A 24601-nucleotide genomic window follows, 5' to 3' on the forward strand; every position below is an offset into this window, starting at 1 on the left:
GAACAGGATGGTTACAGTTGGATGACTCTGGCGTTGTCACTGAGGGGGCTGGAGATATGACTCGCGAGTACGAGTATGTCTGGTTTGTATTCATGTTGAAGCGAGTGGCAAATTTGTTTAATGCTGTCGCTGTCTAGGCCATCGAAGGGTTCGTCTAGCAATAGTACTTCGGTGTTTCTTAGTAATAATCTCGCGAGCACTAAACGCTTGCGTTGTCCTCCGGATAAATCACGACCTTGAGCGCCAAGTAAGGTGTTTAATCCGTTAGGTAAAGTTCGGGCCCAGTCACCTAGCGCGACGGCATCCAGCACTTTCCACAAGACGTCATCCTTTGCCTCTTCCGCGCCGAGGCGTAAATTAGCCGCTAATGTTTGCTGAAAAACATAAGACGCTTGTGGTAAATAGCTGATTTTTTCCTGAAAGGCACTGTTATCGTACAGATCAATTAATTGTCCATTAATAAGCGCTTGCCCTTCATTTAGACAGTCTCCAGCAAGTGATGCCAATAAGGTCGATTTACCACAACCGCTATTGCCCCGTAGCCAAACGCACTCGTTTGATGTCAGCGTCATAGAGATAGGCTTATTGCCTAACCCTGAAGAAGCGTGATACCCACGAAACTGTTTCAATTCTATACTTTCGATTGCCGCTAAAGCGTGTTGTTCAGTGGCGGATACAGACTTCTCGGTAGACTGCAATTGATTTAAGCGGCGGATACCTACTTGTGATTGCCCTTGTGCGACAAAGGATTGGGCCAAAGGTAAAACCAGCTCATTAACTGCCAAAACACAAAGAATCAAGGCAACAAACCAAGTTCCGTGAACACCTGTTTTTAAGGCTAATGTTCCCGTGTTGCTTTGATAGTCTGTGAGAAAATAAAAGTAGCTTAGGAGTAATCCTACGGTAATCGTATACGATGCCAAACGACCAAAGCTGATCGATTGCTGCATTTTAACTTCGGCTTTTTTCTGACGTTCGTCTAATTGGCCCAAACGCTCTGAATACGCTTGCCAATGGCCACGAATGGTTAAGGTTATTAGTGCTGAAAATAGGCTAACGAAACGACCGCGACGGTGGGTTCCTAAAATTTGTCCAATATGGACGCTATGACTCGCGTAACGACCACATATAAATGGCACAACGATCAAATGCAATGTCGCAGCAATTGCCATAGGCCAAAGCAGTTGTGGAGAAACAAGGTAGGCAACAATAAACACACTCGCGTACGCCAATAATGCATAGATCCACGGCAGCATAACCACCAAAGGCCAACGAATAATTTGATCTAAATCGCTGACTAAACGTTGTAATAAATCACCACGGCTTTGTTGATGTAGGTTAGCCGCATCTTTCGCGACGCGTTGATCCCATACCCACAATCGCAATGTTCTTAATAAGCCCAAAAGATGTTCATGGGCCATAACCTGTTCGCCGTACCGCCCTGCTGTACGTAGAATTGCCATCAAACGAACCAAGGCACCCGGTGTAAAATAGTTAAAGGCTTGAACAGTGCCGAGCACCCCAGCAAGACCCGCAGCAGATAAAAACCAACCTGAAATTCCCAATAAAGCAACACCTGCAATACTCGCCATCACCCCTAAAAACAAAGGTACGGCAAAGCCCCACGGATTCGCTAATAAAAGACGTCTAAGCGATAGCTTCGATACTTTGCTCATGTAAAGCTCCGTGAGTTAAATTCCAATGTCTGTCCGCCCATTTAATAGGGTGTGTGTCGTGACTAACAACTAATAGTGTTTTGCCTTTTGATGCTCTATCTAATGTGTTTAGCACCGCGCTGGCAGTGTCTTCATCAAGCCCAGAACAAGGCTCATCCAAGAGCCATACATCGGCCTTTGATAGTAAGGCACGAGCAATCGACAAACGCTGCATTTGCCCACCAGAAAGCCCAGTACCTAACTCTGTTAATTTGGTTTCAATGCCCTCAGGCAAGGCATTCACAAAGTCATCACACTGACTTTTCACTAACGCTTCTTGTAATGCTTGTTCGGTTGGTGTTTCGATACCCAATAGTAAGTTTTGGCGGATACTGCCATTTATCCATTCTGGCGTTTGTGGCAACCAAGCTAATCGGGCACGCCATGCAGCTAAATCAAGCTCTGAAAATGCGTCATCGTAAACAAAACACTCCCCTTGGTAGCCTTCTTCGAAACCCAATAGCAAGTGTAATAAACTCGACTTCCCCACGCCCGATTCACCACTCAGCCAAATACGTTCACCTTCACTAATATGGTTGGTGATCGGCGCTAACCGAGAACGGCCGCCTTCTTGCCAACTTAATTTGAGAAAAGTAAGTAACGATGTGGAGTGCGTTTTGACAACAGACAAATGAGAAGTCTCTGTGTTTGATTTTGCTTGCGCTGTTGTATGCAAAGGCGTATCGAAAATTTCGATTAAATCCGTCGCGGCCGCTTCCGCTTTTTGTTTTGCATGATAATCATTGCCTAACTGACGAAGCGGTAAATAAAACTCTGGCGCCAATAATAAAAGGAAGAAGGCTTGCGTTAAAGTAACAGGAGAAAGCCCTTTATCCCAAGGCAACTGTTCTAATAACCCCAGCCCTAGATATAAAGCGATCATGGCGATAGAAAGTGACGCAAACAATTCCAATGTCGCAGTTGATAAAAAGGCTAAGCGCAACACACCCATGGTGGTTCTTTGGTAAGCACTGGCACTGTCCGACAAGCGTTGTTTGGCTTGTCCGGTACGACCAAGACGCTTTAATTCAGCAAGGCCTTGGTTTAAATCCATAAACTGGTTCGATAACATCGCCAACACACGAAACTGACGACGGTTAGCTTGGGCGGCTTTATGACCAACAAAGATCATAAATACAATCACCAAGGGTGCTGTAATCATGAATACGCCAAAAGCAATAAAGGATACAGGCAACACGGCTAACAAGATAACGCAGGGAATAAGCGACACCATAAACAGCTGTGGTTTATAGCGGCTAAAATAATCGTCTAGCGCGTCCACTTGTTCGTAAACACGCGTAGACAAAGCGGCATCTTCATCAATTCTTAAGCGCGAAGGCCCAAGGTGAGTCAAATGCGAGAGTATTTTTTTGCGTAATGAATAACGAATACTACGACTAGCACTGGCGCTTAATCGCTCGCGGCCAAAACTGGCCAGCGCGCGAATAAGCAGTGCGGATAGAGCAATAAGCAAAACCGAAACAGAGAAAGCCCCTTCAATTACCATGTCTGAAAAAACATTAGCAAGAGACCAAGCCTGAACAACCAAAGACACTGTAAAAACAATACCGAGTAATTGAACAAGACGATAACGTTTAGATTGTCGACTTGCCCATTCATTAAGAAAAAGTAACTCGGGGGATTTTACTCGACCCTGACGAGGCTGTTTTGGCGCTTTCTCTTGTTTAGGCATAACGCTTACTTTTGCTCCTCTTCGCCTTCGTAACCGCTAAACTCTAACCATATTGCATTCACAATACCGAATGAGCAGGCCAGTAAAACACCCAAACTCCAAGCAAAATACCACATAGAAATATCTCCTTCGTGAGGCGCTAATAAAGCGCCTCATCCTTAATAAATTAGCTTAATAAAGAGAATGTGCGTTGTTCTCGATATGTTCTTTGCTGATACGGCCAAACATTACGTAGTAACACCACGCTGTGTAGCACAAGATAATCGGTACGAAGATACACGCTGCAATAAACATGATCTGCAATGTATGCTGGCTAGAAGTCGCATCCCACATAGTCAAACTCATGCTTGGAAAAGTAGACGATGGCATTAGGAATGGGAACATAGACCCACCGGCTGTCACAATAATACCTGCAATCGCTAATGAGGAACCTAGGAACGCTAAGCCACCTTTATTGATACGACTAGCAAAAGCCGCCACCAACAAGCCCAGTACACCAATGACAGGAGCAAGCATTAATAACGGCACCTTACTGTAATTAGCTAACCAAGCACCCGGCTGCATAACGACGGTTTTCATTAGCGGCGTCAACACTTGATTGCCATCAATGGCGCTGGTAATAACATACCCTTGAATGCCATAAGCCAACCAAACACCGGCAAGAACAAATAACACCGCACCTAGAATCGCACTGATGGTCGTCGCTTTACGAACACGAAGTAGCAAATCGCCTTCTGTCTTCATCTGCAACCAAGAACCACCTTGAGTAACAATCATCATCAAGCTAACTAACCCACAAAGAATGGCGTATGGGTTTAGCAAAGCAAAGAAAGACCCAGTGTAATCTACACGTAAATACTCATCGAACTGAAACGGAACACCTTGGAGTATGTTGCCAAATGCCACACCAAAAATAATAGGTGGAACAATAGAACCAAAACCAATGCATAAATCCCAGTTTCTTTTCCAGCGAGGTGAATCTATTTTAGAACGATAATCGAAACCAATTGGACGAAACCACATGGCTGCTAATGTCAGAATCATGGCTAAATAAAAGCCAGAAAAAGACGTCGCATAGACGATAGGCCAAGCCGCGAATAAAGCACCGCCTGCGGTGATAAACCATACTTGGTTACCATCCCAATGAGGCGCCATGGAGTTGATCATGACACGGCGTTCACTATCATCACGAGTGATAATATTGACCAAACTACCGACACCCATATCAAAACCATCAGTGATAGCAAAGCCTATTAGTAGAACACCGATTAAAGCCCACCAAACTAATTTTAATACATCATAATCCATTTTAAATCTCCTGAGATTTTATCTGATCCGTTTCGTTTTCAAGCGCATAACGACCGGTGTGCAAACTAGAAGGACCTTGTTTGGAGAAGCGAATCATCAGGTACATTTCTGCGATTAAGAAAGCGGTATACAGAAGTATAATACCAATAATAGTGATCCAAAGATCTGTTGCGGTTAGCCCAGATACAGCCAAGTTAACGGGCAATATTTCACCAATCGCCCAGGGTTGACGACCGTATTCAGCCACAATCCAACCTGCTTCACAGGCAATCCAAGGTACTGGCAAACTAAACAGGATAACCTTTAGGAACCAGCGATTTTGACCAATGCGACGGCGCGCGTTTTGGTAAAAAGCAACGGCAAAGATAAGTAACATTAAGCAGCCCATACCGACCATTACACGGAATGACCAAAAGATCGGAGCCACATTAGGAATACTGTAATTCACCGCTTGATCAAGTTGTTTCGCCGTCACGTGGTCCATGTCATTAGTGAAGGCTTTAACTAATAAGCCGTAGCCCAAATCACCCTTCACTTTTTCAAAGTTGGCTTTCACTTGAGGATCAGTTGAACCATCACGTAACTTTTTGAGTAGCTGGTTTGCGTAGATACCGTTAATAATACGTTGACGATTTTGCGCTTTAAGATCCTTGATGCCTTCTACTTTTTCATCTAAGGAGCGGGTTGCAATCAAGCCAAGAGCACCTGGGATTTTAATCGCGTATTCCGTTTTTTCTATTTTCTGATTCGGGAAACCGATCAAAGTAAAATCAGCAGGCGCTTTTTGTGTGTCCCATTCTGCCTCGATGGCAGCCAATTTAACTTTTTGAACATCCCCTATTTCATAACCAGAAGCGTCGCCTAGCACAATAACACTCATTGTCGCGGCTAATCCGAAAGCAGAAGCAATCGCAAAAGAACGACGAGCAAATGGCAAATCACGACCTTTAAGTAGGTAGTAACTTGAGATAGCCAATACGAACATAGCGCCAGTACAGTAACCCGCTGACACAGTATGAACGAATTTCACCTGAGCCACTGGGTTAAATAACAAAGCACTAAAGTCCACCAACTCCATACGCATGGTTTCGTAGTTGAACTGAGAACCTACTGGGTTTTGCATCCATCCGTTGGCAATCAAAATCCATAACGCCGACATGTTAGACGCGAAAGCTACCAACCAAGTAACCGCCAAATGCTTGACTTTACTCAGACGCTCCCAACCGAAGAAGAACAAACCGACTAAGGTAGATTCTAAGAAGAAGGCCATTAAACCTTCGATCGCCAATGGCGCACCAAAGATATCGCCCACATAATGCGAGAAATACGCCCAGTTCGTACCAAACTGGAATTCCATGGTAAGACCTGTCGATACACCCAAGGCAAAGTTAATACCAAATAACTTACCCCAAAATTTCACCATGTCTTTATAAACTTGCTTGCCGGTAATAACGTAAACCGACTCCATAATTGCAAGTATAAAAGACAACCCGAGTGTTAAAGGAATAAACAAAAAGTGGTACAGAGCAGTTAGAGCAAACTGGAACCTCGATAAGTCCACTACCGTTTCATTGATCATAATGACTTCAACCCATTCACTTGATTCAGAAAAGACGTTCACAGGCACTTAAATGCTCTTGTTGTTTTACGTCCGCCGCCGCTCCAGCCCCTGGAGCTAACTATAAGCATGAATTATGAGTGAGGTTGCAGACTGAAACATTGCGTTAGATCAAGATAAAGAGAGAGAAAGCGACAGAGTTACTCTGGTAACGATTTTATAGATTTAGATCAAACCACTAGGGTAAATTGTCAAATAGTTGTTTCATAAGTTCTAAAAAGTCTGCTCTAGTTGATATACGGTTGATATTCGAAGCAAAAAAATATCGCTAAAATGGATAATGGGTAAAAATATCTTCAACCAACTGATCGAGTGGCGCCTCATCTCCATAGGTTTTTGCATAAATTCGTAAGCCCGAGATTTGTATTTGAAGATGACGAGCGAGCTGCCCTGCGACTTTATCTTTCGCCACTTCACCGTGCTCTTGAGCCTCTATAATCAGTTTTTCAAATTCTGTTTCTAATATTTTGAGCGAACGCTTTGCTTCTTCTAATAAGTCTCTATTGCTATCCGTTAATTCCGCCACCGTTTTTGCCAACATACACATGCCATTAGGGGCATCCGTTTGCGTATCAATAACAATTTCTTTCACAAACCGTTTAAGCGCTTCAAGCGGCGATTGAGTTTCATTACGACATAAGTGCAAAGCTGTCACGCCCTGTTGTGTATATCGCATTAAAGCTTCTTTGAATAAACCTTCTTTACTGCCAAATGTTGCGTAAATACTACCCGGTCGCATATCAATCACATCTTGTAAGTTACGCATTGATGTCGCATGAAAGCCTTTTTCCCAATACAAATTCGTGGCTTTATCAACAACCTGATCACGGTCAAACTTGGCATTTTTTCTCATTTTTTGACTTCCAACATTTAGATCTTTGAACGATTGTTCAATTTTAACTTGAACGAACGTTCAAAACCACTTATTATTCGTTTTATAGAAAAACGACACGACAAAACAAGTTACTAATTCATACAACATTAAATAGGATACAAAATGAGCGAATTTACTATTCACACCCTAGACACTGCCCCTGAAGCCAGCAAATCCCTAGTTGAAGGCTCTATAAAAGCAAATGGATTCCTACCCAATTTACATGCGGTTATGGCAGAAGCACCTGGCCTGCTTGAAGGCTATCAAGTCCTTCATAAACTTTTTTCTGAATCATCGTTTAATGCAGAAGAACTGACTGTTGTTTGGCAAACAATTAATGTAGAACACGAATGTCATTATTGTGTTCCTGCACACACAGCCATTGCGAATATGATGAAAGTTGACCCTGCAATAACAGAAGCGCTGCGCAATCAAGAAGCAATGCCAACGGAAAAATTACAGGTATTGCATGAAACAACACTTTCTATGACCCGTGGTCGTGGAGTGTTAACTCAAGAAGAAATGACACGATTCTTTGACGCTGGCTACACTCACCGTCAAATGCTCGACATTGTGCTTGGATTAGCACAAAAAGTAATGAGCAACTATACAAACCATCTAGCAGAAACCCCCGTTGATAGTGCTTTTGAAAAATTTGACTGGAAAGCAAAGAAGTAAAAAGCTTTCAATAGACTAAAAAAGAATAAAAAAGACGCTCTCTATGCAAATAGGGAGCGTTTTTTTATAAGTCACTATTAACATTGAAAATTTTATAGAAATAAACCGATTATTATTTTTTATTAACTCTTTAGTTATTTACAGAAAAATTAATCAATAAGATTAGATATTGAAAACTCGGCCATAAATTAGTAAATAGATGTATTTCAATGTATAAAAAACGTACAATTATGTCATAATAAAAATGATAATTCTCAAGGTAGATATATATGACTGTTGTAGACTCAACCATCAAAGAATTCGATTTTTTAAGCCCTAGAAATTGTAGCCCACTCCTCTATGTCGTTACTCATTATAATTTATTAGTGGTTAATTATAAGACATTGAATGGTATAACAAATTATGAATTTATTAACCAATTCATGCAAGAACATCAACATCAAGGTTTAGTCATTTTTGACGTTCCAAAAGACAGCGATACATTAGAATTAAAGGGCTGGCCTAATTTGAAAGGCGTATTTTATGAAGGCGCAGATCAAGCACTTTTCCAAAAAGGCTTTGAAGCAATCGATAGAGGAGAACTATGGTTTCCTAGAGCAGTAACGGATTGTTGGATGCGTAAGATGCTCGAAAATGAACAGCAAACCATATTGAAGTCTAATAATTTAACGCATAAAGAACTTAAAGTATTAAACTTGCTCTTTTCTGGGCTTGAGTGCAGCGCAATGGCAGACAGCTTATTTATTAGCGAGGCAACGGTTCGCGTACATTTGCATAAAATATATCAAAAAATCGAAGTTAAAAATAAACAACAAGCAAGAATCTGGTGCAAAAATAACTTAAAAAATATTAATAGTTAAGAGGACTAACATGAAACCTTATCGTATCTGAATATTCTCCAGCAGCTTGTCTATTAAACTGCTCTAGTCGTAATTTTAGTTTTAATAAAAAAACGGTTCTTCCTGAATAAGAAAATTTCCTTTGGTATCCATTAGCCAAATCAACATTTTTCCCATCTATATTTAAAAGATAATCAATAAAGTATTGTTTCTTATAAATCTCATGTAATAACTTACCTTTATTTTCTGAACTGACGCTCAATTTAACATCAGAGTTCGTAACCACCTTCAAAGTAGGTAACATGTTGTATTCCTTACCTGAGACTAACACACCTAAATTCACACTATTAGAATCGGCATTATATCCAAGTATTGAAAGACTAGTACTAGGTTGAATGTTCTCTTGAATATCAAATTGTCTTTCATCTAATAGTTTATTACTCTCATCATATAGCTTAATTTTAAGTGTATCACTGTATTCACCCGCTTTAACGGGAGTGCCTGATGGTATTAATAAATCAACATTAGCAGACGATCCGACCAAATTTATACGTGTCATCGATGAGCTGATTTTTTGCTGAGTATCACTTTTAATATAATAAGGTACTGCCTGAAACTGCCCCTTCAATTGATTCAGATTTGTTGTAGAGATAAGAAGATGCAATTGACAGTTCTTAATATCTGACACAGAAATATTAAGACGTTTTTTGGCATCACTCTGCTGCTCTGCTTGATAACTTCCGAAATCATCATAAATATTTTTAATATTATTTATTTTCGCATTGCATCCTGCCTGAGCAGCTTGCGATAAAAAAACAAACACCAAGCTACTTAAAAGAATACCTATGTTTTTAGTGTACATAAATTTTTCCTTTTCTTTGTAATTGCTGGCCCTTTTCAACATCAATTTGGAATTTTGATTTTTCAGGGTTTTTCAATGTGAAATCATATAAACAGGGTTTCAGTCCTGTAAGAGCAAACCGACCTGATTTATTAGTAAAGAATACATTTTCTTTTTTGACACTGTCTGTAGAGCACACAGCAGTCCCAACTTGCATGGATATAGGTTTATTTTTCTTATCCAATAAGGTTGCAAGAATAGAAGTATTCGCATCTGATCCTACCGTAATGGCATAGCCACTATGGTAAGAAGGATAAAAAGAAAGAAGGCCTGAACCAATATCGTACCCTGGAGCTAAGTCAGCCACATCGACTGCGACATTTGACTTGTTATACGAAGGAATATCGCTTAACACAATCGTATCTAAAGCATCGTTACTTGCTCTATATTGGTCATTAAATTGACCTAGTGTAATTTTTTTACCTTCCAAACTTGGGTGACCTTTTACCAAAGCAAAACTATCATAAATTGGTTTGCCTATTCCCCAATCCCCTCCTGCAAAAGCTAAGCTAGTTGAAAGACTTACTCGTGTTGCATGAGTTGCAGATTGAGAATTAAGTTGCTCATAGTAGCTTTCCTGATCGACGCTCGCTAAGAATCGATTGGCATTGTATTGGGCATTCAAATTAAGCTGAGCTTTGTCTTGATCATTTTGCTCAACTCCCGCTCTTACACTGTATGCCCCAACATAACGTAAATCTCCATTGTCCGTATATTCTAATCGAGTTCTGTCATGTTCAGTTTGATGTGATAATTTTAGTCGTTCTGTATCATTAAATTTGTATGTCACGGCTAAATTAACACTCCAATCAGGATTACCATCGTCTTGATTTACTTGTCCACCAAAATTATAAAGAACTTGCCCATTGTCCGTATCATACGAAAAATTCACACCAATAGAGTTATTAAATCCATTTTGATCGTATATTTTAGATGCACTTGCAGACAACGTTGTTTGAAAATTAGGTGTACTTGAGAAAGAATAATTGGCTTGTAGCATATGTTCAGTTCGCTGAAAACTATCATCTGACCCTGGACGATACCCGAGCGATCTGAAAAATTGGGTTGAATATTCGTAACCAAGACTAAATGATTTATGCTTAGGACTGTTATCCGTGAAACTACTGTATACCACTCGATAAGCCTGCCCTGTTTTATCACTAAAACTAATAGCATTTTCGAAAGAAAGTTGGCCAATACTAGAGGCATAAATATTTTTAAAACCAAATTGTTGTAAATATTGATCTGCTTGTGAATTTACTCCAATAGTCCAGTCTGGTGCTAAACCATAATTAAGGTAACCGCTTATTAAAGGGTCATTATAATCGTATACTAATTTAGTGTTTAATTCGGCCGGAACACCAACATGAAGTTCATATTTCAACTCCCCTTTTGAGAATAAATCTAACCCTGTTGTGACTCCAAACTTAACATATTTGACGACACCTACATTATCAGTGATTCGTAATGTTATATTATTAGTACCTTCGTTCAATGGAATATCATTTAATGAATACACCCCTGAAGATAAGTTGAGTCTTTTGACAACTTGATTATCGACCATAACCTCAACCGTCGATGGTGTGCTCAATGTAAAACTTCTGGAAGCACTTGGACGAATAGTCCTATCTGATACTAATGAGAAGTCATGAGCAATTGAAACACCTAGTATCCTATTGCTTGATTGAAAATAACTACCATATGCATAATTATCGCCAATAGAAATTCGAGCACCTTTTAAAGGCAGATCATGAATTAACCTTGTTCCTAAACGTTTAACACTAGACCCATCATCTGTCGTATTTGACGAATATTCATTCTCATTTTCTAGCACCCACCCATTCATATTCATAACCATTTCTGAACGAAGCGCCAGATCTTTATCATCTGTGTCATCAAGGTTATCTTTTTGGTAAAAGTAACTAGAATAGAGATTTAAAAAACCACTAAATTCAGTTGGGTTTAAAGCTTTCAGGCCATCTTGGCTATCTTTTAAACTTAAGACTTGAGGGCGCATTAGGCTTATTGGTGCGGATATTTTTAAATTGAAATTACTCAAATCAAAATCGACGGCAAAACCTGAATTTTTTAGATCCTTTTCTGAAATCAGATCATTTTTAACTTTTTTCTCTAGCAAATCCAATGTCTTAGGGTAAAGAAGCTTTTCAAGCTTAGGTTCAATTTCACTCCATTTAAGCAATAAACTATCATCAGGCTTAACCACTAATGACATCTGCCCTATAGCCGCTTTATTTAATTCAGTATCAACACTCAACTCGATATTATGATTAAATGGATTTATTTTTGCAAAAACAAAACTTGGAAAAAAAATGATGGAAAAAAAAATGATGGCAGGAAATATAATATTTTTCATCTTCATTCCATCAATTTTAACGTCAACTCATTATTTTTGTTTTTCTTTAATGATTTTGAAAATGGAATTTTCACATCCATAGCACTATATGGTGGAAAGAAAACATCATAGCCTTGAGATTTTAGTTCTTGCTTTTTAAAGTTTTTTAATCTTTTACCATTTTCAAAAATGGTACTGTCATAATCACTTAATCTACTAGATCCAGGGCCGCTATTAAGAATAGTGGCATAAAGATCACCGTTTTTTGAATACGTTTTTTCTACCTTTACATCAGGCTTGAATTTATTTTGGTTAAGATGAACAATCAAATTAACATCAAGTAAAATCGTTAATTTAGATGTTTTATTTGTAGATGTATTTTCAATAGGCTGTTCAATTAAACTAACTTGGTAGGTCTTGTCTTCTGTTGGCATCGTTTTACCAATCCATCGAAACTGTATTCTCTGACTTGTTCCCGCTTTCAAATACAATGAAGGAGGAAACACCCATAGAGGAGAGTTGTCTAGAGGAACCAAGGTAGGTTTAGATTTACCAGTTTTATCAAATTTAACATCATAGACTTGAATATTAAAAGCAACATCACGAGGTAGTTGATTATAAATCACACTAAAAGGCGTTCTTGTAGTATCCTGAGGTGAAAATGTAACTACCATTGGGGTGACTTCTATAGCATACGCAGATGGTGCCACAGAAATAATAAAAGCAAATAAAATCCCCCCAATTAACTTAAACATTATATAGCCACTGCTAACTTGCTATCACTAGCATTAAATTCTGAAGGTATTTTTATATAAACCGTACGTGTTGAATTTGGAAGAAGAAGTTTTCCTGTCAATGCACGACTTAAGTCATTTCCTTCTAGTGAAAGTGTTTTGCCTTTACTCTTTATTGTCCATTTCGCTTTTGATAAGCGAATGTATTTATTACCTTTATTTTCTAGAGAAACACTCCAAATTCCTTTTTTAAATTGTTCCTTATTTTTTATAACCAATTTTGCTTCTGCCTTATCTGGAACAACATTCAGCAAGGTTCTAAAGCTCATAGCCAAACCAATACCTGACCCTTGTGCTTTTCCTAAATCGACATGAACTTGATTGATTGCAATACGATATGCTTTAGAAGAAGACAATAAAGGCTCTCCTATATAACGCACGATTATTGATTGGCTCTTACCTGGAGCAATCACACTGGTTAAAGGGATGATTAAAAAATCATTGTCATTTTCTTTTAATTTTTCCTGTCCACTTTTATCTATCAATAAATCATATGCGGCAACATCTATGGTTAAAGGGTTTTTTGAGGTATTTGATACCTGTATAGTTTCTTGTGATTTACTGCCCATTGGTTGTATATCAGATACCATAGGACGCACTTGAAATGCAAATACTGAATAAGAGCTAAAAACAAAAATAAATAGAATAATTAATCGCATATAAATCCTTACTAATAAAAAAAGGCAGTATGATACTGCCTTTTTCGTTTAGATATTAGTTAGCTTCAACAGTCAACATTAAGTCATCGTTATAACTACCAGCATATATTGGATTTGTTAGAACAGTTAGAAGAATGTTGCCAGCAACGCCGCCGGCTGCCAATGCAGGTGAACCTGAATGGCTTTGTTTTGCTACTTGATTATTAACACCGCTTAGAGCTGTCAAGGTAAAGTTATATGGAGCTGCTGAAAGTTTAGCAGAATAACCAACACCTGTTCCATCTTGACCGTCTGTAGTTTCTAATTGACCTTCTGAAGAAGTAAGTGAAACAGTCGCGCCATCTGCATCATTACAACGCAAAGTGAAAGGAATGTTACTAGTTTTACCTTGTTGCAATACTGGAAAACTTACTGCATTTAGAGACGTGGTTGCTTCACAAACAGAAGGGTTACTACCAGAAACTTGAAAGGTTCCTGCAAGTGCTGCGCCTGAAGTCAATGCTGCGATTGCTGATAACATGATTAACTTTTTCATCTTAATATTCCTTATTTAATATGTATGTATATAAAAATTAACGATCTACCACACTCCACCCGAAACGGCTGACGGTGTCATTTCTATACGTAAAATATCCTGATAATTTCCCGCATAGATTAAAGGCTTAACCAGTTTAAGTTGTAATTTTGCTACGCTTTTAAATAAAATGTCATTAACGTTAAATGCCTGTGTTCTTTTAAGATTTTGCGAAGATACAGTTTTACTGTAATTTTCATCTAAAATAGACAGTTTTACATTATAGTCATTTACTTTTGTACTATGCTGGCGGCGTAAACCACCATTTATAGATTGCATAGATACTCGCATAGGAGAATTACAATCAATCACTAGCTCAGTGTTAGCGAAACCATCAGATGAAAGAATCAAGTTATTATTAACTGCTGTAAACCCGCACTTCTCAGGAATATACCCAGATAAAGTTAAATTAACATTATCACTGCAATATGCATTAAAAGCACAGAAAAACAATAAATAACCAATTCGTTTTTTCATTACTGTTAATTCCTTTTAGCCATCTCGCTAACACGTGATGAATCCTAGATAATAAAAATCTGTTTAGTACGTTTCTATTTGTTTAGAACATTCAGAAATAGATATTTGTAATTTATAAAAAAACAATAAAAAAAAATTAATCACATAAATAAAACCAATAAAAACTAAACAAACGGACAGAATTCAAGAAAAAACCATATTAAAACAAATGGTTACATAATCTATTTTAAGTTTACACAAATAAACAACAAGTAAACAATTTCACAAAAAATCAACAAAATAACACTAAATAAAATTAAACAAAATTTCATAATTAAACTTAACTTATAGCTTCCATACACTTGATTACACTAAGTTGACCGAACTACATAACAACTTACTGTCTCTTTCATTCTCTTTATTTCACAAAAATTCAAGACCAATATCGCTTATGGACTCTTTGTTACAGTGCTAAAGCGACAAGTAATATCCTGCTTAGCACGCTTAAAAAATACCTTAGAGCACTTCTTTGGGCGATAACAAAAACCGATCGCGGTTCACTTAGATAATTCAGAATAACTTATGGTGAAACGATGAAGGTTATGGTGAAACGGTGAAGAAAACTGTAAATACTGAGCAAGCGAATTGCACCGGCTAAAGGCTATGGGTAAAGAAGGAAAAGTAAGGTGGAAAAGGTAAGAGACATTTTAAGCATAAAAAAAAGGCACGATGTGGGGGGAACATCGCACCTCGTTTAACTGTGTTTTTTAAGCAGGTAGTTCAGTAAAAACAGCGTCTAATGTAGACAAAATAAAATCAGCTTCCGTTTGGTTTAGAGTCAATACTGGGCACAAACAAAGCGTGTTGTTAAACTTTTCAAAAGAACGATTTGTTCTTCCGATGATAAGACCTTTTTGCATACACATACCGGCAACCTTCGCGGCCACTTGCTCAAGTACTGGTGTTTTTGCTTGTCGATCACTGACTAATTCAATCCCTAACAACAGGCCTTTACCGCGTATATCACCAATGATGTCAAACTTCTCTTTTAGACGAACTAAACCCTCAAGAAGGTATTTTCCCATTACAGCACTGTTCGTTACCAAATCTTCGTCTTCAATAATGCGCATATTTTCAATCGCGGCAGCAGGACCACCAGTACAACCGGCGTAAGTGCTAATGTCCCTAAAATAGACATCTTTATCGCTGCTTTCACCAAGAAACTCATTAAACACAGCTTCTGTGGTAACCGTACACGATATGGCTGCATAGCTTGAGGCGACGCCTTTCGCCAAGGTCACTATGTCAGGCTTTATGCCGTAATGTTGATAACCAAACCACTCACCTGTTCGACCCAGACCACAAACAACTTCATCAATATGCAAAAGTACATTGTATTTTTTACAGATTTCCATGATTTTTGGCCAATAACCTTCTGGTGGTGTAATCACGCCACCACCCGCAGTAATAGGCTCTAAAATCACAGCACCAACGGTATCAGCCCCTTCACGCAGAATCGCTTTTTCTAATTCAAGTGCAGCAAGCTCACCATAGTTATCTACGTCACCAAATTGGCTCCGATACTCACAGCAATGAGGAAACTCAACAAACCCAGGCACAAAAGGTCCATATTGATCACGTCGTTCTTCTTGGCCTGTTGCGCTTAACGTTGCAATGGTTGAACCATGATAATCTCGCTCGCGATATAGAATTTTGTATTTTTTACCGCCATATTTTTTGTGAGATATTTGACGCACAATTTTAAACGCTTTTTCATTCGCTTCAGAACCTGAGCTAGCATAATAAACACGGCTCATACCGGGCATTTTACTGATCAATTTTTCAGCAAATATAGCCCCAGGAATGGTTCCTGCGGTACTGGCAAAGAAATTTATTTTACAGACCTGATCACGAATCGCATCCCCAATAGAGGTTCGTCCATAGCCTACATTCACACACCACACGCCACCAGCAGAAGCATCTAGATAAGAATTGCCTTTAATATCCCATACACGAGAGCCTTCACCTTTGACCATTATCATAGGGTCTTGTGATGTCAGTACACTATGTTGACTAAGGTGGTGCCACACATGCTTGCGATCTCGTTCTATGGTTTCATTATCAACGACAGACATAGGCTTCTCCGTAAATTTGGTTTATCAAAAAAATCAATAAATCCAGCTTAGACCATGCTTGACGTAGGCTTTAGAACCAACAAAGGTAATCAATAGAGCCAGTTTATATAAACTAGAGGCTGGCGCTATGTAGAGTGCTAACTGGCTCTAGTGAGAAAGCAGAAAGAGCTGCGATACTCTCTCACTATTTGATTTTTGAGAGCCTATTAGTATGGAAAATTTAGCCTATTTGATTCCTATCGTGTTTTTCGCTGGCATTATCAGAGGTTATTCAGGCTTTGGTTTTGCAGTGATCGCTGTGGTTGGCTTGAATCTATTTTTAGACCCCGTCAAAAGCGTTCCTATCGTTTTAGCTTTGGATTTCATTTGTAGCATTACCCTAATAAGGGAGGCGGTAAAACACGCTCATTTTAGTACCTTCAAGGCCCTCGTCACAGGCTCTATAGTAGGTATTCCTATTGGATTACTATTACTCTATTTCCTTCCTGCTACTTGGCTAAAGCTTTTCATTTGCTCCTTTGTTTTAGTCTTGGTTCTATTATTAATAAAAAAAGTGAAAGCTTCACAAAATGATTCTTTCGCGAAAAAATTTATTACCGGTGTCGCATCCGGAGCCGGTACGTCAAGCGCTTCTATCGGTGGCCCTATGGTTCTGTACTACATTCTTTCTAGTCCATTAGATGTACGCAGCCAACGCGCGACTATGATCCTCTTCTTTATCGCAAGTGAATTCGCCGCATTGATTGGTTTAGCACTAAGCCAGCCTTCAAATGATGACGTTTATCTTTATTTGGCCTCTCTGCTTATTCCAACGCTTATTGGCGTCAAAATTGGTCAGTTCTTTTTTAATAAAAAACCACCCGCTTCTTTCAAAGCTATTTCACTGCCACTGATGGTTATTGTTGCTGTCGTTGGGTTTGTTAAAACGCTCAGCGCTATGTGACGTTCAAATACTCGGCTATTTAGTGTCTTACCTAAATTTGAAATAATCACTTACAAGAAGGTTATAGGTATAGACGCAGACACAGAAAAGCCAATGCTATATTGCCTATAGCATTGGCTTTTTAGAAAACACTGGGTCACATGCGTTTATTTCAATGCAGCTTCCACATATTCAGAATTAACAAATTCTGCATAGTTGTCTTTTAAACCACTGATTTTTTTCTGATCAAGCAGAAATTTTGATGTAGCTTTAAGTGAAGCAACAGCGCCACTTTTATCACCACAACCTAACCATGTACAAGAGGCTTGCTCTTTCAGTGTTGGGTATTCATACAACGCCATAACACCAGGCACTGTACTCAAATCGCCACCAGTTACTTTACTGATAGATTTAGCCATTGGGCTATTAACAGTAAAGCTGTCTTTGTTGTCATTATATTCTTTATCAACGGACGCTAGAATTTTAACAAAATCCACTAAGAATTTTTTATGTGTTCCTGCAAATTTCTTGTTCGCAACAAGCCCATCAAATGTTGGCTTGCCCCAAGAGCTCAAAGTCTTAGAGGTAATCAGCACATGGCCGCTTTTTTTGATTTGTCCAAGAACTGGATCCCAAATGAAGGCTGCATCAATGTCACCTCGACGCCAAGCAGCGGCAATCGCACTGGGTTGCATATTTAGTAATTTTACTTCGCTTGGCTTAATTCCAAACTGCTCTAAAGCAAACATTGTATGAAAGTGTGTGGTTGAAACAAAAGGTACTGCAATGGTTTTACCTTTTAGATCTGAAGGTTTTACGATGTTTGAACCATCGCGAACCACCATAGCTTCAGCATCACCAATATTCTCTAGTATCCAAAAAAGCTCAGCATGCACACCATTACTAACCGCGGCTGCAATAGGACTAGAACCCGCTGTAGTGATGTCCAAACTACCAGACGCTAGTGCTGTCATGGCTTTTGCACCCGAATCAAAGCGGCGCCATTTGATGGTTACACCTAGTTGTTTCTCAAGCATTTTTTGATCAATAACCTGCTTATAAGGATTAAAGATACCTTGATAACCAATGCTAATTTCTTCTGACATCGCGCTGAACGAAATCGCCATCGCGCCAACCAGTAACCCTATTTTTTTAATAAATTTCATAGTTATTCCTTAAGTGATATTTAAGTATTTTAATGAGTTCCAGTTTTAATTTTGTCCTTTCCATGGAACGAGTTTTTTCTCTAGATAACGCATAAGCAAATCAAAACAGTAAGCAATCACACCGATAACAATAATCCCTGCTATGACGACATCCGTCCGTAAGAATTCAGACGCATTGAGCACCATAAAACCTATGCCTCGCTGAGCGGCGACCATTTCCGCGGCGACCAAAGTGGTCCAACCAAAGCCAATGGCAATACGCATACCGGTTAAAATATCTGGTAAAGCACCTTTTGCAATAACTTGAGTAATCACCTGCCAGCGACTAGCCCCCATCGAATAAGCGACTTGTATTTGCTCGATGCGCACCGATGTCACGCCAGCACGCGCGCTTAAAATAATGGGTGCTAACATGGCTAAGAAAATAAGAGTTACCTTACTACCCTCATCAATGCCTAACCAAATGATGATCAAAGGCAAATACGCCAACGGTGGTAATGGGCGATAGAACTCAATGAGAGGATCGAAAATACCGCGTAAAATATAGCTACAGCCAATCAAGATCCCTAATGGGATACCAATTAAACAAGCAAAGAAAAATGCACCAAAGATACGTGTCAAACTGGCAGACAAATGCTGAACCAAGGTTGCGCCAGCAAAGCCATTGTTAGCAATGTCTAAAAACTTCTCAAACACATCCACCGGTGATGGCAAAAACAAAGGGTCGATGAAACCCATTTCAGTCACAAACGCCCAAATAGAGATAAATAATATGGTTGAAAACACTGAGATAAGTCGGCTATCACCCGCTCCTGGCGCGCCGTAAAATTCACCGCTCTTTATTGATGGTTTGCTAATTTTTAGTTTTACATAAGCAATCAGCTTTTGAACCAAAGGGGTGAATTCTTTGACGGCTAAATGCTCTGTTCTACTATTACTTTGTGTGGGTTTTAATGTCGACGTAGCAACGACTTTGGTAGATTCAGTATTCATATTAAGCCCCTTTTCCATCCGTTTCATCGCCGTGAATAATCGACAAAATTTGCTCTCTTGTTTTGATAAATGCCTCACTAGATTTCACTTTTCGGGCATCACGACATTCCAGAAATTCTCTATTAAAAGTCAGATCAAATTGATGGGTAATACGTCCAGGTCGTGGAGACATAACGATAAGACGAGTAGCCAGTAACAGTGCTTCATCCACACTGTGTGTGATAAAAAACATCATCTTGTTTGTTTCTTGCCACACATCTAATAAAAGTTCTTGAAGGGACTCTCGCGTTAGGGCATCCAAAGCACCTAATGGCTCATCAAGCAGTAACATTTCAGGGTTATTCGCCAATGCTCTGGCAATACCTACACGCTGCTGCATACCACCAGAAAGCTGATACACACGATGATGATGAAAATCTTCTAAGCCGACTAATTTAAGATATTCTGCGGCTTTTTTACGACGCTCTTCTTTTCCTACTCCTTGTAACTTAAGGCCAAATTCCGTGTTACCCATGACATCTAGCCATGGCAGTAAGGCATGCTTTTGAAACACGACACCACGATCTGCACCAGGCCCCATAACCTCATCCCCAAGGTCCAAACCACAAGCCACCCTCGGATATCCTTTGATTGAACTATCACCCAGTGTTAAATAGCCTTTACTTGGAGCAATAAAACCCGCAATCAAACTCAGCAAGGTAGTCTTACCGCACCCTGAAGCACCCAGCGCAACAACCAAATCACCTTGTTCAATTGTCAAATTAATATCGGACAATGCTGTCACTGCTTCCCCACCTTGAGAGGCGGGGTAAACAACCGATACATCTCGAATGTCTAGTGTATTCATTTTCTATTCCTCACATTCGCTCCAGATCTAGAGATCTGAGACCAGCCTGATTAAACCCTTTGCAAACACGTTACTTGGCTGTTCAACAAAGCCATAGGGCCAATCTCTAAAATAGATGGTCCAGTAGGAAAAACTAGTTTTTTTGGCTCGATTTTTGCATGAAATATTAAATAGCATTAACAAACAAAGTCGTAACTAGAAAAGGTAAACACAATGACTGACTGCTTAATTAATGTGGAATTTCAATCAGGAAGAAGCTTCCAGCAGCAGATCAGGGAAAAACTCGTTGATTTAATTAAAAAAGATTACTTTGGCGAGTCTCATCTACCCTCTAGCCGCAAGATGGCTCAGCTTTTAGGCGTATCGCGAAATACCGTTATGCTGGTGTATGAAGGCTTAGTTGATGAACGATTTTTGATATCAAAAGAACGCAGTGGCTACTTTGTAAACCCAGAACTCTCTGAGAATACACTCCCCGAAACAGTGCAAGCGCCACAAAAAACACAGAATAGCGATCTAAATTGGAGCGAGAGGGTTAAGAAAACCCCTTCCTCTTTTAACACTTTGCATAAAGATAAAAACTGGATTACGTATTCTTATCCTTTCATTTATGGCCAAATTGAGCCAACACACTTCCCTCTTTATCAGTGGCGAGAATGTACTCGCATTGCTCAAAGCAGAGGCAATGTACATGAATGGATAGAAGACTATGTCGATGTGGACTCAAAAGAGCTAATCAGTCAAATTCGTCAAAACATTTTGCCCAAGCGCGGCATTACCGCTAATGCGGATCAAATACTTCTCACCATGGGAACTCAAAACTCCTTCTCTTTATTAGCTGGATTATTAACCAATGAAGACACCCTAGTTGGTTTAGAAGACCCAGGTTATCCAGATCAAAGGCATATTTTTAATGCTGCACGCTCCAAACTCACTTTTCTAGAGCTGGATGATAAAGGTGTCGTCACTGGCCCTCAGTTAAGTGACTGTCATTATGTATGCGTCACACCTAGTCATCAGTATCCAACCACGGTAACCATGCCACTAGAAAGACGCATCGAACTATTAGCACAAGCGTCCAAAGACGATTTCATTATTGTGGAAGATGATTACGAAAGTGAAGTGAACTTCCATGAGCGACCACTTCCTTCTCTAAAAAGTATGGACACAGAAGGTCGTGTGATTTATGCCGGCAGTTTGTCTAAGTCCCTATCTCCAGGACTAAGATTAGGGTATCTCGTTGCCGATGCAGGATTAATCAAAGAACTAAGAGAGTTACGTCGTTTGCAATATCGCCATCCGCCCGCCAATAACCAGACGGTTGCCGCTCTCTTTATCAGCCAAGGGTATTATGATAGTCATTTGCGACGCATGAAAATCCTTTATGAGACAAAATGGAATTTAATGTCAGAAGGGCTCAAAAAGCATCTAAAACAATGTCAGGTTACAGAAACTCAAGGCAGTTTTTGCTTTTGGATTAAATTACCAAAACCGCTAAAAAGTGCTGACCTAGTTCGCTTCGCATCTAACTACAGCATCTTAGTAGAATCTGGAGACAGTCTCTTTGCCCAGCCGTCTTCGCCACAAAATTACATTCGCTTAGGATTTGCGGCAATCCCTGAAGATAAAATTGAAAAGGGTCTTGAGGTATTAGGCGGACTAATTAGCCAATTATTAAAAGAATACCCGCAAAAAGTGTATGCCACGAATTAGTTATCTTGCATTGAAGTAACGCGCTATTCACAACGCTAAGCGCCTTGCTTCTTCAATCCCAATTACTCTTGCGTAGGCTTTTAATTTTACCCTTTTGCTTTTTCTTGTCGACTCGCTTCTTTTGTGAAGAACGCGAAGGCTGCGTTGCTCGACGTGCTTTTTGAACTTTAATCGCATCTAAAATCAACTCTTTCAAACGCACTAAAGCATCTTCTCGATTTAATTCTTGGGTTCTATGCTGTTGAGCCTTGATAACAATGTCGCCCTCTTTTGTTAAACGACTATCGCTCAGAGCAAGAAGACGCTCCTTATGAAAAGCAGGTAATGAGGAATTAGCCACATTGAATCGAAGGTGTATCGCAGACGACACTTTATTAACATTTTGTCCTCCTGCACCTTGGGCGCGGATCGCGGTCAATTCCATCTCATTATCAGGTATGGAAACAGCAATAGAAATTTTTAACATTGGGGTAATTTGAATACTCATCAGCCTAATCTAGCCCAGATTATAACAGTCTTGAGAGTCCTTTGCTTTGATCCATCGTTTCAAGATAAATTATCAGTTACAATCCGTCTCTTGTCTCAGATTAATTAGGGAGTTTTTTGTGACTCAGTTCCGTCCTTGTATCGATTTACACCAAGGCAAAGTAAAGCAAATCGTCGGTGGCAGCTTAAATGACAAAGGCGCCAAAGAGAACTTTATCAGTGATTATGATGCTGCTCATTATGCAGCAATATACCGTGAACATAACCTAACTGGCGGCCATGTTATTGCGTTAGGAAAAGGCAATCACGATGAAGTAATGAGCGCACTAAGAACTTATCCTAATGGCTTACAGTTTGGCGGCGGTGTAAATACTCATAACGCAGAAAGCTACCTTAAAGCAGGCGCATCTCATGTTATTGTCACTTCCTATTTATTTGAGAATGGCGAGTTCTCTTGGGATAGACTGGATAAAATCAAACGCGAAACTGGTACTGATCGCTTAGTTCTCGACCTTAGCTGCCGTCGCACTAAAGATGGTTGGTATATAGCAACAGATCGCTGGCAAACAGTGACATCCACACAGATCAATATGGATAACCTTATTGAACTTGCTGACCACTGCGATGAATTTTTGATTCATGCTGCCGACGTAGAAGGCCTACAAGGCGGGATTGATGAAGATCTTGTCAGTTTACTCGCTCAAGGTTGCCCTGTGGCAGTAACCTACGCCGGTGGTGCCCGTTCGCTGAATGACTTAAAGCGCGTTAATGAGTTATCTAATGGTAATGTGGATTTAACCATTGGCAGTGCACTAGATATCTTTGGTGGTAAGGGTGTAACACTCGATGAGTGCATTCTCTGGAACCAAGCTGAGAAATAAGAGATCACTCACAAAAAACCACGCTTAAAACCACAAAAAGATGCTTTCTAAACATGGCACTAAGAAAGCATCTTTCGCCCAAATTTAACCTTCTAAAACACGCCTACTCTTTAATAGGTAAGACTTAGTCTCTTAACCCATCGTTTTACATTCATTTTAATGGAATTGGACTCGCTCATGTTGAGCTCAAGATCTCGACATCATAGGATCCATGCCGCATACTAGTGACTATTATGTCCAACTCTAATCTTAGGATTATTCAATGTTGTTATTTCGTGTAGGCGTTTATCTTTTGCCGCTTTTCATCAGTGCCTGTTCTTTACCTATTTTACATAAACCAACACAACCAGAAACCGAACAAACACAACAAAAATCACCAAAAACTCAGCAAGAAACAACATCTTCTTCTGTTAAAACCAGTATTTCTAATGTGTTAGTAAGCAAGCTAGACAAGCAGATCACATTAGCAAAGTCACAATACTCAGAATTAAATGCGCGCTCTGGTTCTGCACCAAGCATGCCGTCGATTAACAAAAACGACCTGACTACACAACTCGCTGTCACGGACGCTATTAACAACCTACAATCTTACAATAGTAAAGTGGATACTCTGCTTAATGCCGTTGATACGCGCCTAGATCGTCGTAAAAAATCAGGACTACCAGGCGATGTTATTCAAATTTTCGTTTCTAAAGCAAATGTAACACTGCCTAATTCAAGCTTTAAAACACAGCCAGTAATTGGGCAATGGGTACGAGGCGAAAGCCGTACTATTCGCCTAAAAGACAGCTTGTTGTTTGACGCTCTACACTCTGAAGATCTTCGCATTACTTATTCAGAAAACTATCAATTATTAGTGAATCATAAAGTCGTTAGTGTCATTGACCCGAGTATAAATAAGAGCCAAGCCTCCTTTAAAGTAGACACACCAGAAAACGGTGGATCCATTGCGGGCTCATTGGATTATCGTATGGTGGAAGGCAACCGTTAATTAAG

General features: G+C 39.6%; 23 protein-coding genes. 6 read left to right on the forward strand and 17 right to left on the reverse strand.

Going from position 1 to position 24601, the window contains the following annotated elements:
• Positions 1-11: 11 nt before the first annotated feature.
• The 6 genes from V6259_RS08985 to V6259_RS09010 all read right to left on the reverse strand — a co-directional run bounded on the left by V6259_RS08985 (position 12) and on the right by V6259_RS09010 (position 7187).
• Positions 12-1676: an amino acid ABC transporter ATP-binding/permease protein gene (locus tag V6259_RS08985; protein WP_341584266.1), complete on the reverse strand. Its 1665-nt coding sequence runs from the start codon at positions 1674-1676 to the stop codon at positions 12-14.
• Positions 1648-3408, reverse strand: coding sequence for a thiol reductant ABC exporter subunit CydD (gene cydD / locus V6259_RS08990; protein ID WP_341584267.1), 1761 nt, complete (start codon positions 3406-3408; stop codon positions 1648-1650). Before cydD ends, V6259_RS08985 begins: the two co-directional genes overlap by 29 nt.
• Before the next feature lie 5 nt (positions 3409-3413).
• Positions 3414-3524, reverse strand: a complete 111-nt coding sequence (cydX, locus tag V6259_RS08995) for a cytochrome bd-I oxidase subunit CydX (RefSeq protein WP_133010421.1) — start codon at positions 3522-3524, stop codon at positions 3414-3416.
• Between the two features lie 55 nt (positions 3525-3579).
• Positions 3580-4716, reverse strand: a complete 1137-nt coding sequence (gene cydB, locus V6259_RS09000; protein ID WP_133010420.1) for a cytochrome d ubiquinol oxidase subunit II — start codon at positions 4714-4716, stop codon at positions 3580-3582.
• A gap of 1 nt (position 4717) precedes the next feature.
• Positions 4718-6295, reverse strand: coding sequence for a cytochrome ubiquinol oxidase subunit I (locus tag V6259_RS09005; protein WP_133010625.1), 1578 nt, complete (start codon positions 6293-6295; stop codon positions 4718-4720).
• Positions 6296-6602: 307 nt separating this feature from the next.
• Positions 6603-7187 carry a TetR/AcrR family transcriptional regulator gene (locus V6259_RS09010; protein WP_341584268.1) on the reverse strand — a complete coding sequence of 195 codons (585 nt, stop codon included), beginning with the start codon at positions 7185-7187 and terminating at the stop codon, positions 6603-6605.
• A gap of 144 nt (positions 7188-7331) precedes the next feature.
• On the opposite strand from V6259_RS09010, the gene V6259_RS09015 reads away from it, so the two are divergent.
• Entirely contained in the window at positions 7332-7886 is a 555-nt protein-coding gene (locus V6259_RS09015; protein WP_133010418.1) for a carboxymuconolactone decarboxylase family protein, read from the forward strand.
• Positions 7887-8155: 269 nt separating this feature from the next.
• Positions 8156-8746 (forward strand): LuxR C-terminal-related transcriptional regulator, encoded by a 591-nt coding sequence (locus V6259_RS09020; RefSeq protein WP_341584269.1) that lies wholly within the window; start codon positions 8156-8158, stop codon positions 8744-8746.
• Here V6259_RS09020 and V6259_RS09025 read toward each other — a convergent pair.
• From V6259_RS09025 to V6259_RS09055, 7 genes are all read right to left on the reverse strand, one after another.
• Positions 8736-9587 carry a hypothetical protein gene (locus V6259_RS09025; protein WP_133010416.1) on the reverse strand — a complete coding sequence of 284 codons (852 nt, stop codon included), beginning with the start codon at positions 9585-9587 and terminating at the stop codon, positions 8736-8738. The two genes, V6259_RS09020 and V6259_RS09025, sit on opposite strands and share 11 nt — an antisense overlap.
• Positions 9577-12000 (reverse strand): fimbria/pilus outer membrane usher protein, encoded by a 2424-nt coding sequence (locus tag V6259_RS09030; RefSeq protein WP_341584270.1) that lies wholly within the window; start codon positions 11998-12000, stop codon positions 9577-9579. Before V6259_RS09030 ends, V6259_RS09025 begins: the two co-directional genes overlap by 11 nt.
• A 2-nt stretch (positions 12001-12002) precedes the next feature.
• The gene (locus tag V6259_RS09035) at positions 12003-12734 is read right to left on the reverse strand and encodes a hypothetical protein (protein WP_341584271.1); all 732 of its coding nucleotides are present in this window, start codon (positions 12732-12734) and stop codon (positions 12003-12005) included.
• Positions 12734-13432 (reverse strand): fimbria/pilus periplasmic chaperone, encoded by a 699-nt coding sequence (locus V6259_RS09040; protein ID WP_341584272.1) that lies wholly within the window; start codon positions 13430-13432, stop codon positions 12734-12736. The genes V6259_RS09035 and V6259_RS09040 overlap by 1 nt, the downstream gene beginning before the upstream one ends.
• A gap of 55 nt (positions 13433-13487) precedes the next feature.
• Positions 13488-13967 (reverse strand): hypothetical protein, encoded by a 480-nt coding sequence (locus V6259_RS09045; protein WP_341584273.1) that lies wholly within the window; start codon positions 13965-13967, stop codon positions 13488-13490.
• Positions 13968-14012: 45 nt separating this feature from the next.
• Positions 14013-14483: a hypothetical protein gene (locus V6259_RS09050; protein ID WP_133010411.1), complete on the reverse strand. Its 471-nt coding sequence runs from the start codon at positions 14481-14483 to the stop codon at positions 14013-14015.
• Positions 14484-15229: 746 nt separating this feature from the next.
• Entirely contained in the window at positions 15230-16597 is a 1368-nt protein-coding gene (locus V6259_RS09055) for an aminotransferase family protein (protein ID WP_341584274.1), read from the reverse strand.
• A gap of 211 nt (positions 16598-16808) precedes the next feature.
• On the opposite strand from V6259_RS09055, the gene V6259_RS09060 reads away from it, so the two are divergent.
• Complete coding sequence (locus V6259_RS09060; protein ID WP_341584275.1) at positions 16809-17540, forward strand: sulfite exporter TauE/SafE family protein; 732 nt, start codon at positions 16809-16811, stop codon at positions 17538-17540.
• 146 nt (positions 17541-17686) lie between these two features.
• Here V6259_RS09060 and tauA read toward each other — a convergent pair whose 3' ends face one another.
• The 3 genes from tauA to V6259_RS09075 are packed head-to-tail and all read right to left on the reverse strand — an operon-like array spanning position 17687 to position 20525.
• Complete coding sequence (gene tauA / locus V6259_RS09065; RefSeq protein ID WP_133010408.1) at positions 17687-18685, reverse strand: taurine ABC transporter substrate-binding protein; 999 nt, start codon at positions 18683-18685, stop codon at positions 17687-17689.
• A 45-nt stretch (positions 18686-18730) separates the two neighbouring features.
• On the reverse strand, positions 18731-19678 hold the full coding sequence (locus V6259_RS09070) for an ABC transporter permease subunit (protein WP_341584276.1): 948 nt from the start codon (positions 19676-19678) through the stop codon (positions 18731-18733).
• A gap of 1 nt (position 19679) precedes the next feature.
• Positions 19680-20525, reverse strand: coding sequence for a taurine ABC transporter ATP-binding protein (locus V6259_RS09075; RefSeq protein WP_133010406.1), 846 nt, complete (start codon positions 20523-20525; stop codon positions 19680-19682).
• Positions 20526-20738: 213 nt separating this feature from the next.
• On the opposite strand from V6259_RS09075, the gene pdxR reads away from it, so the two are divergent.
• Positions 20739-22238, forward strand: a complete 1500-nt coding sequence (pdxR, locus tag V6259_RS09080) for a MocR-like pyridoxine biosynthesis transcription factor PdxR (RefSeq protein WP_341584277.1) — start codon at positions 20739-20741, stop codon at positions 22236-22238.
• Positions 22239-22290: 52 nt separating this feature from the next.
• Here pdxR and arfB read toward each other — a convergent pair whose 3' ends face one another.
• Positions 22291-22704 (reverse strand): alternative ribosome rescue aminoacyl-tRNA hydrolase ArfB, encoded by a 414-nt coding sequence (gene arfB, locus V6259_RS09085; protein WP_341584359.1) that lies wholly within the window; start codon positions 22702-22704, stop codon positions 22291-22293.
• Between the two features lie 139 nt (positions 22705-22843).
• Here arfB and hisA point away from each other — a divergent pair, with 139 nt between their 5' ends.
• Both hisA and V6259_RS09095 read left to right on the forward strand, forming a co-directional pair.
• Complete coding sequence (gene hisA / locus V6259_RS09090; RefSeq protein WP_341584278.1) at positions 22844-23605, forward strand: phosphoribosylformimino-5-aminoimidazole carboxamide ribotide isomerase; 762 nt, start codon at positions 22844-22846, stop codon at positions 23603-23605.
• A 262-nt stretch (positions 23606-23867) separates the two neighbouring features.
• Complete coding sequence (locus V6259_RS09095; RefSeq protein ID WP_133010403.1) at positions 23868-24596, forward strand: hypothetical protein; 729 nt, start codon at positions 23868-23870, stop codon at positions 24594-24596.
• The last annotated feature ends 5 nt before the right edge of the window (positions 24597-24601 follow it).

Origin of the sequence: Marinomonas sp. TI.3.20 (assembly GCF_038155025.1) — a bacterium.
GTDB lineage: Bacteria > Pseudomonadota > Gammaproteobacteria > Pseudomonadales > Marinomonadaceae > Marinomonas > Marinomonas flavescens.

Bases quoted from the DNA above. Each gene is read 5' to 3' on its own strand.
- V6259_RS09095 (WP_133010403.1), top strand. From the start codon at position 23,868: ATGTTGTTATTTCGTGTAGGCGTTTATCTTTTGCCGCTTTTCATCAGT.
- cydX (WP_133010421.1), bottom strand. From the start codon at position 3,524: ATGTGGTATTTTGCTTGGAGTTTGGGTGTTTTACTGGCCTGCTCATTC.
- cydD (WP_341584267.1), bottom strand. From the start codon at position 3,408: ATGCCTAAACAAGAGAAAGCGCCAAAACAGCCTCGTCAGGGTCGAGTA.
- arfB (WP_341584359.1), bottom strand. From the start codon at position 22,704: ATGTTAAAAATTTCTATTGCTGTTTCCATACCTGATAATGAGATGGAA.
- cydB (WP_133010420.1), bottom strand. From the start codon at position 4,716: ATGGATTATGATGTATTAAAATTAGTTTGGTGGGCTTTAATCGGTGTT.
- V6259_RS08985 (WP_341584266.1), bottom strand. From the start codon at position 1,676: ATGAGCAAAGTATCGAAGCTATCGCTTAGACGTCTTTTATTAGCGAAT.
- V6259_RS09060 (WP_341584275.1), top strand. From the start codon at position 16,809: ATGGAAAATTTAGCCTATTTGATTCCTATCGTGTTTTTCGCTGGCATT.
- pdxR (WP_341584277.1), top strand. From the start codon at position 20,739: ATGACTGACTGCTTAATTAATGTGGAATTTCAATCAGGAAGAAGCTTC.
- V6259_RS09030 (WP_341584270.1), bottom strand. From the start codon at position 12,000: ATGAAAAATATTATATTTCCTGCCATCATTTTTTTTTCCATCATTTTT.
- V6259_RS09070 (WP_341584276.1), bottom strand. From the start codon at position 19,678: ATGAATACTGAATCTACCAAAGTCGTTGCTACGTCGACATTAAAACCC.
- V6259_RS09015 (WP_133010418.1), top strand. From the start codon at position 7,332: ATGAGCGAATTTACTATTCACACCCTAGACACTGCCCCTGAAGCCAGC.
- V6259_RS09075 (WP_133010406.1), bottom strand. From the start codon at position 20,525: ATGAATACACTAGACATTCGAGATGTATCGGTTGTTTACCCCGCCTCT.
- V6259_RS09040 (WP_341584272.1), bottom strand. From the start codon at position 13,432: ATGCGATTAATTATTCTATTTATTTTTGTTTTTAGCTCTTATTCAGTA.
- tauA (WP_133010408.1), bottom strand. From the start codon at position 18,685: ATGAAATTTATTAAAAAAATAGGGTTACTGGTTGGCGCGATGGCGATT.
- V6259_RS09005 (WP_133010625.1), bottom strand. From the start codon at position 6,295: ATGATCAATGAAACGGTAGTGGACTTATCGAGGTTCCAGTTTGCTCTA.
- V6259_RS09025 (WP_133010416.1), bottom strand. From the start codon at position 9,587: ATGTACACTAAAAACATAGGTATTCTTTTAAGTAGCTTGGTGTTTGTT.
- V6259_RS09045 (WP_341584273.1), bottom strand. From the start codon at position 13,967: ATGAAAAAGTTAATCATGTTATCAGCAATCGCAGCATTGACTTCAGGC.
- V6259_RS09050 (WP_133010411.1), bottom strand. From the start codon at position 14,483: ATGAAAAAACGAATTGGTTATTTATTGTTTTTCTGTGCTTTTAATGCA.
- V6259_RS09055 (WP_341584274.1), bottom strand. From the start codon at position 16,597: ATGTCTGTCGTTGATAATGAAACCATAGAACGAGATCGCAAGCATGTG.
- V6259_RS09020 (WP_341584269.1), top strand. From the start codon at position 8,156: ATGACTGTTGTAGACTCAACCATCAAAGAATTCGATTTTTTAAGCCCT.
- V6259_RS09035 (WP_341584271.1), bottom strand. From the start codon at position 12,734: ATGTTTAAGTTAATTGGGGGGATTTTATTTGCTTTTATTATTTCTGTG.
- V6259_RS09010 (WP_341584268.1), bottom strand. From the start codon at position 7,187: ATGAGAAAAAATGCCAAGTTTGACCGTGATCAGGTTGTTGATAAAGCC.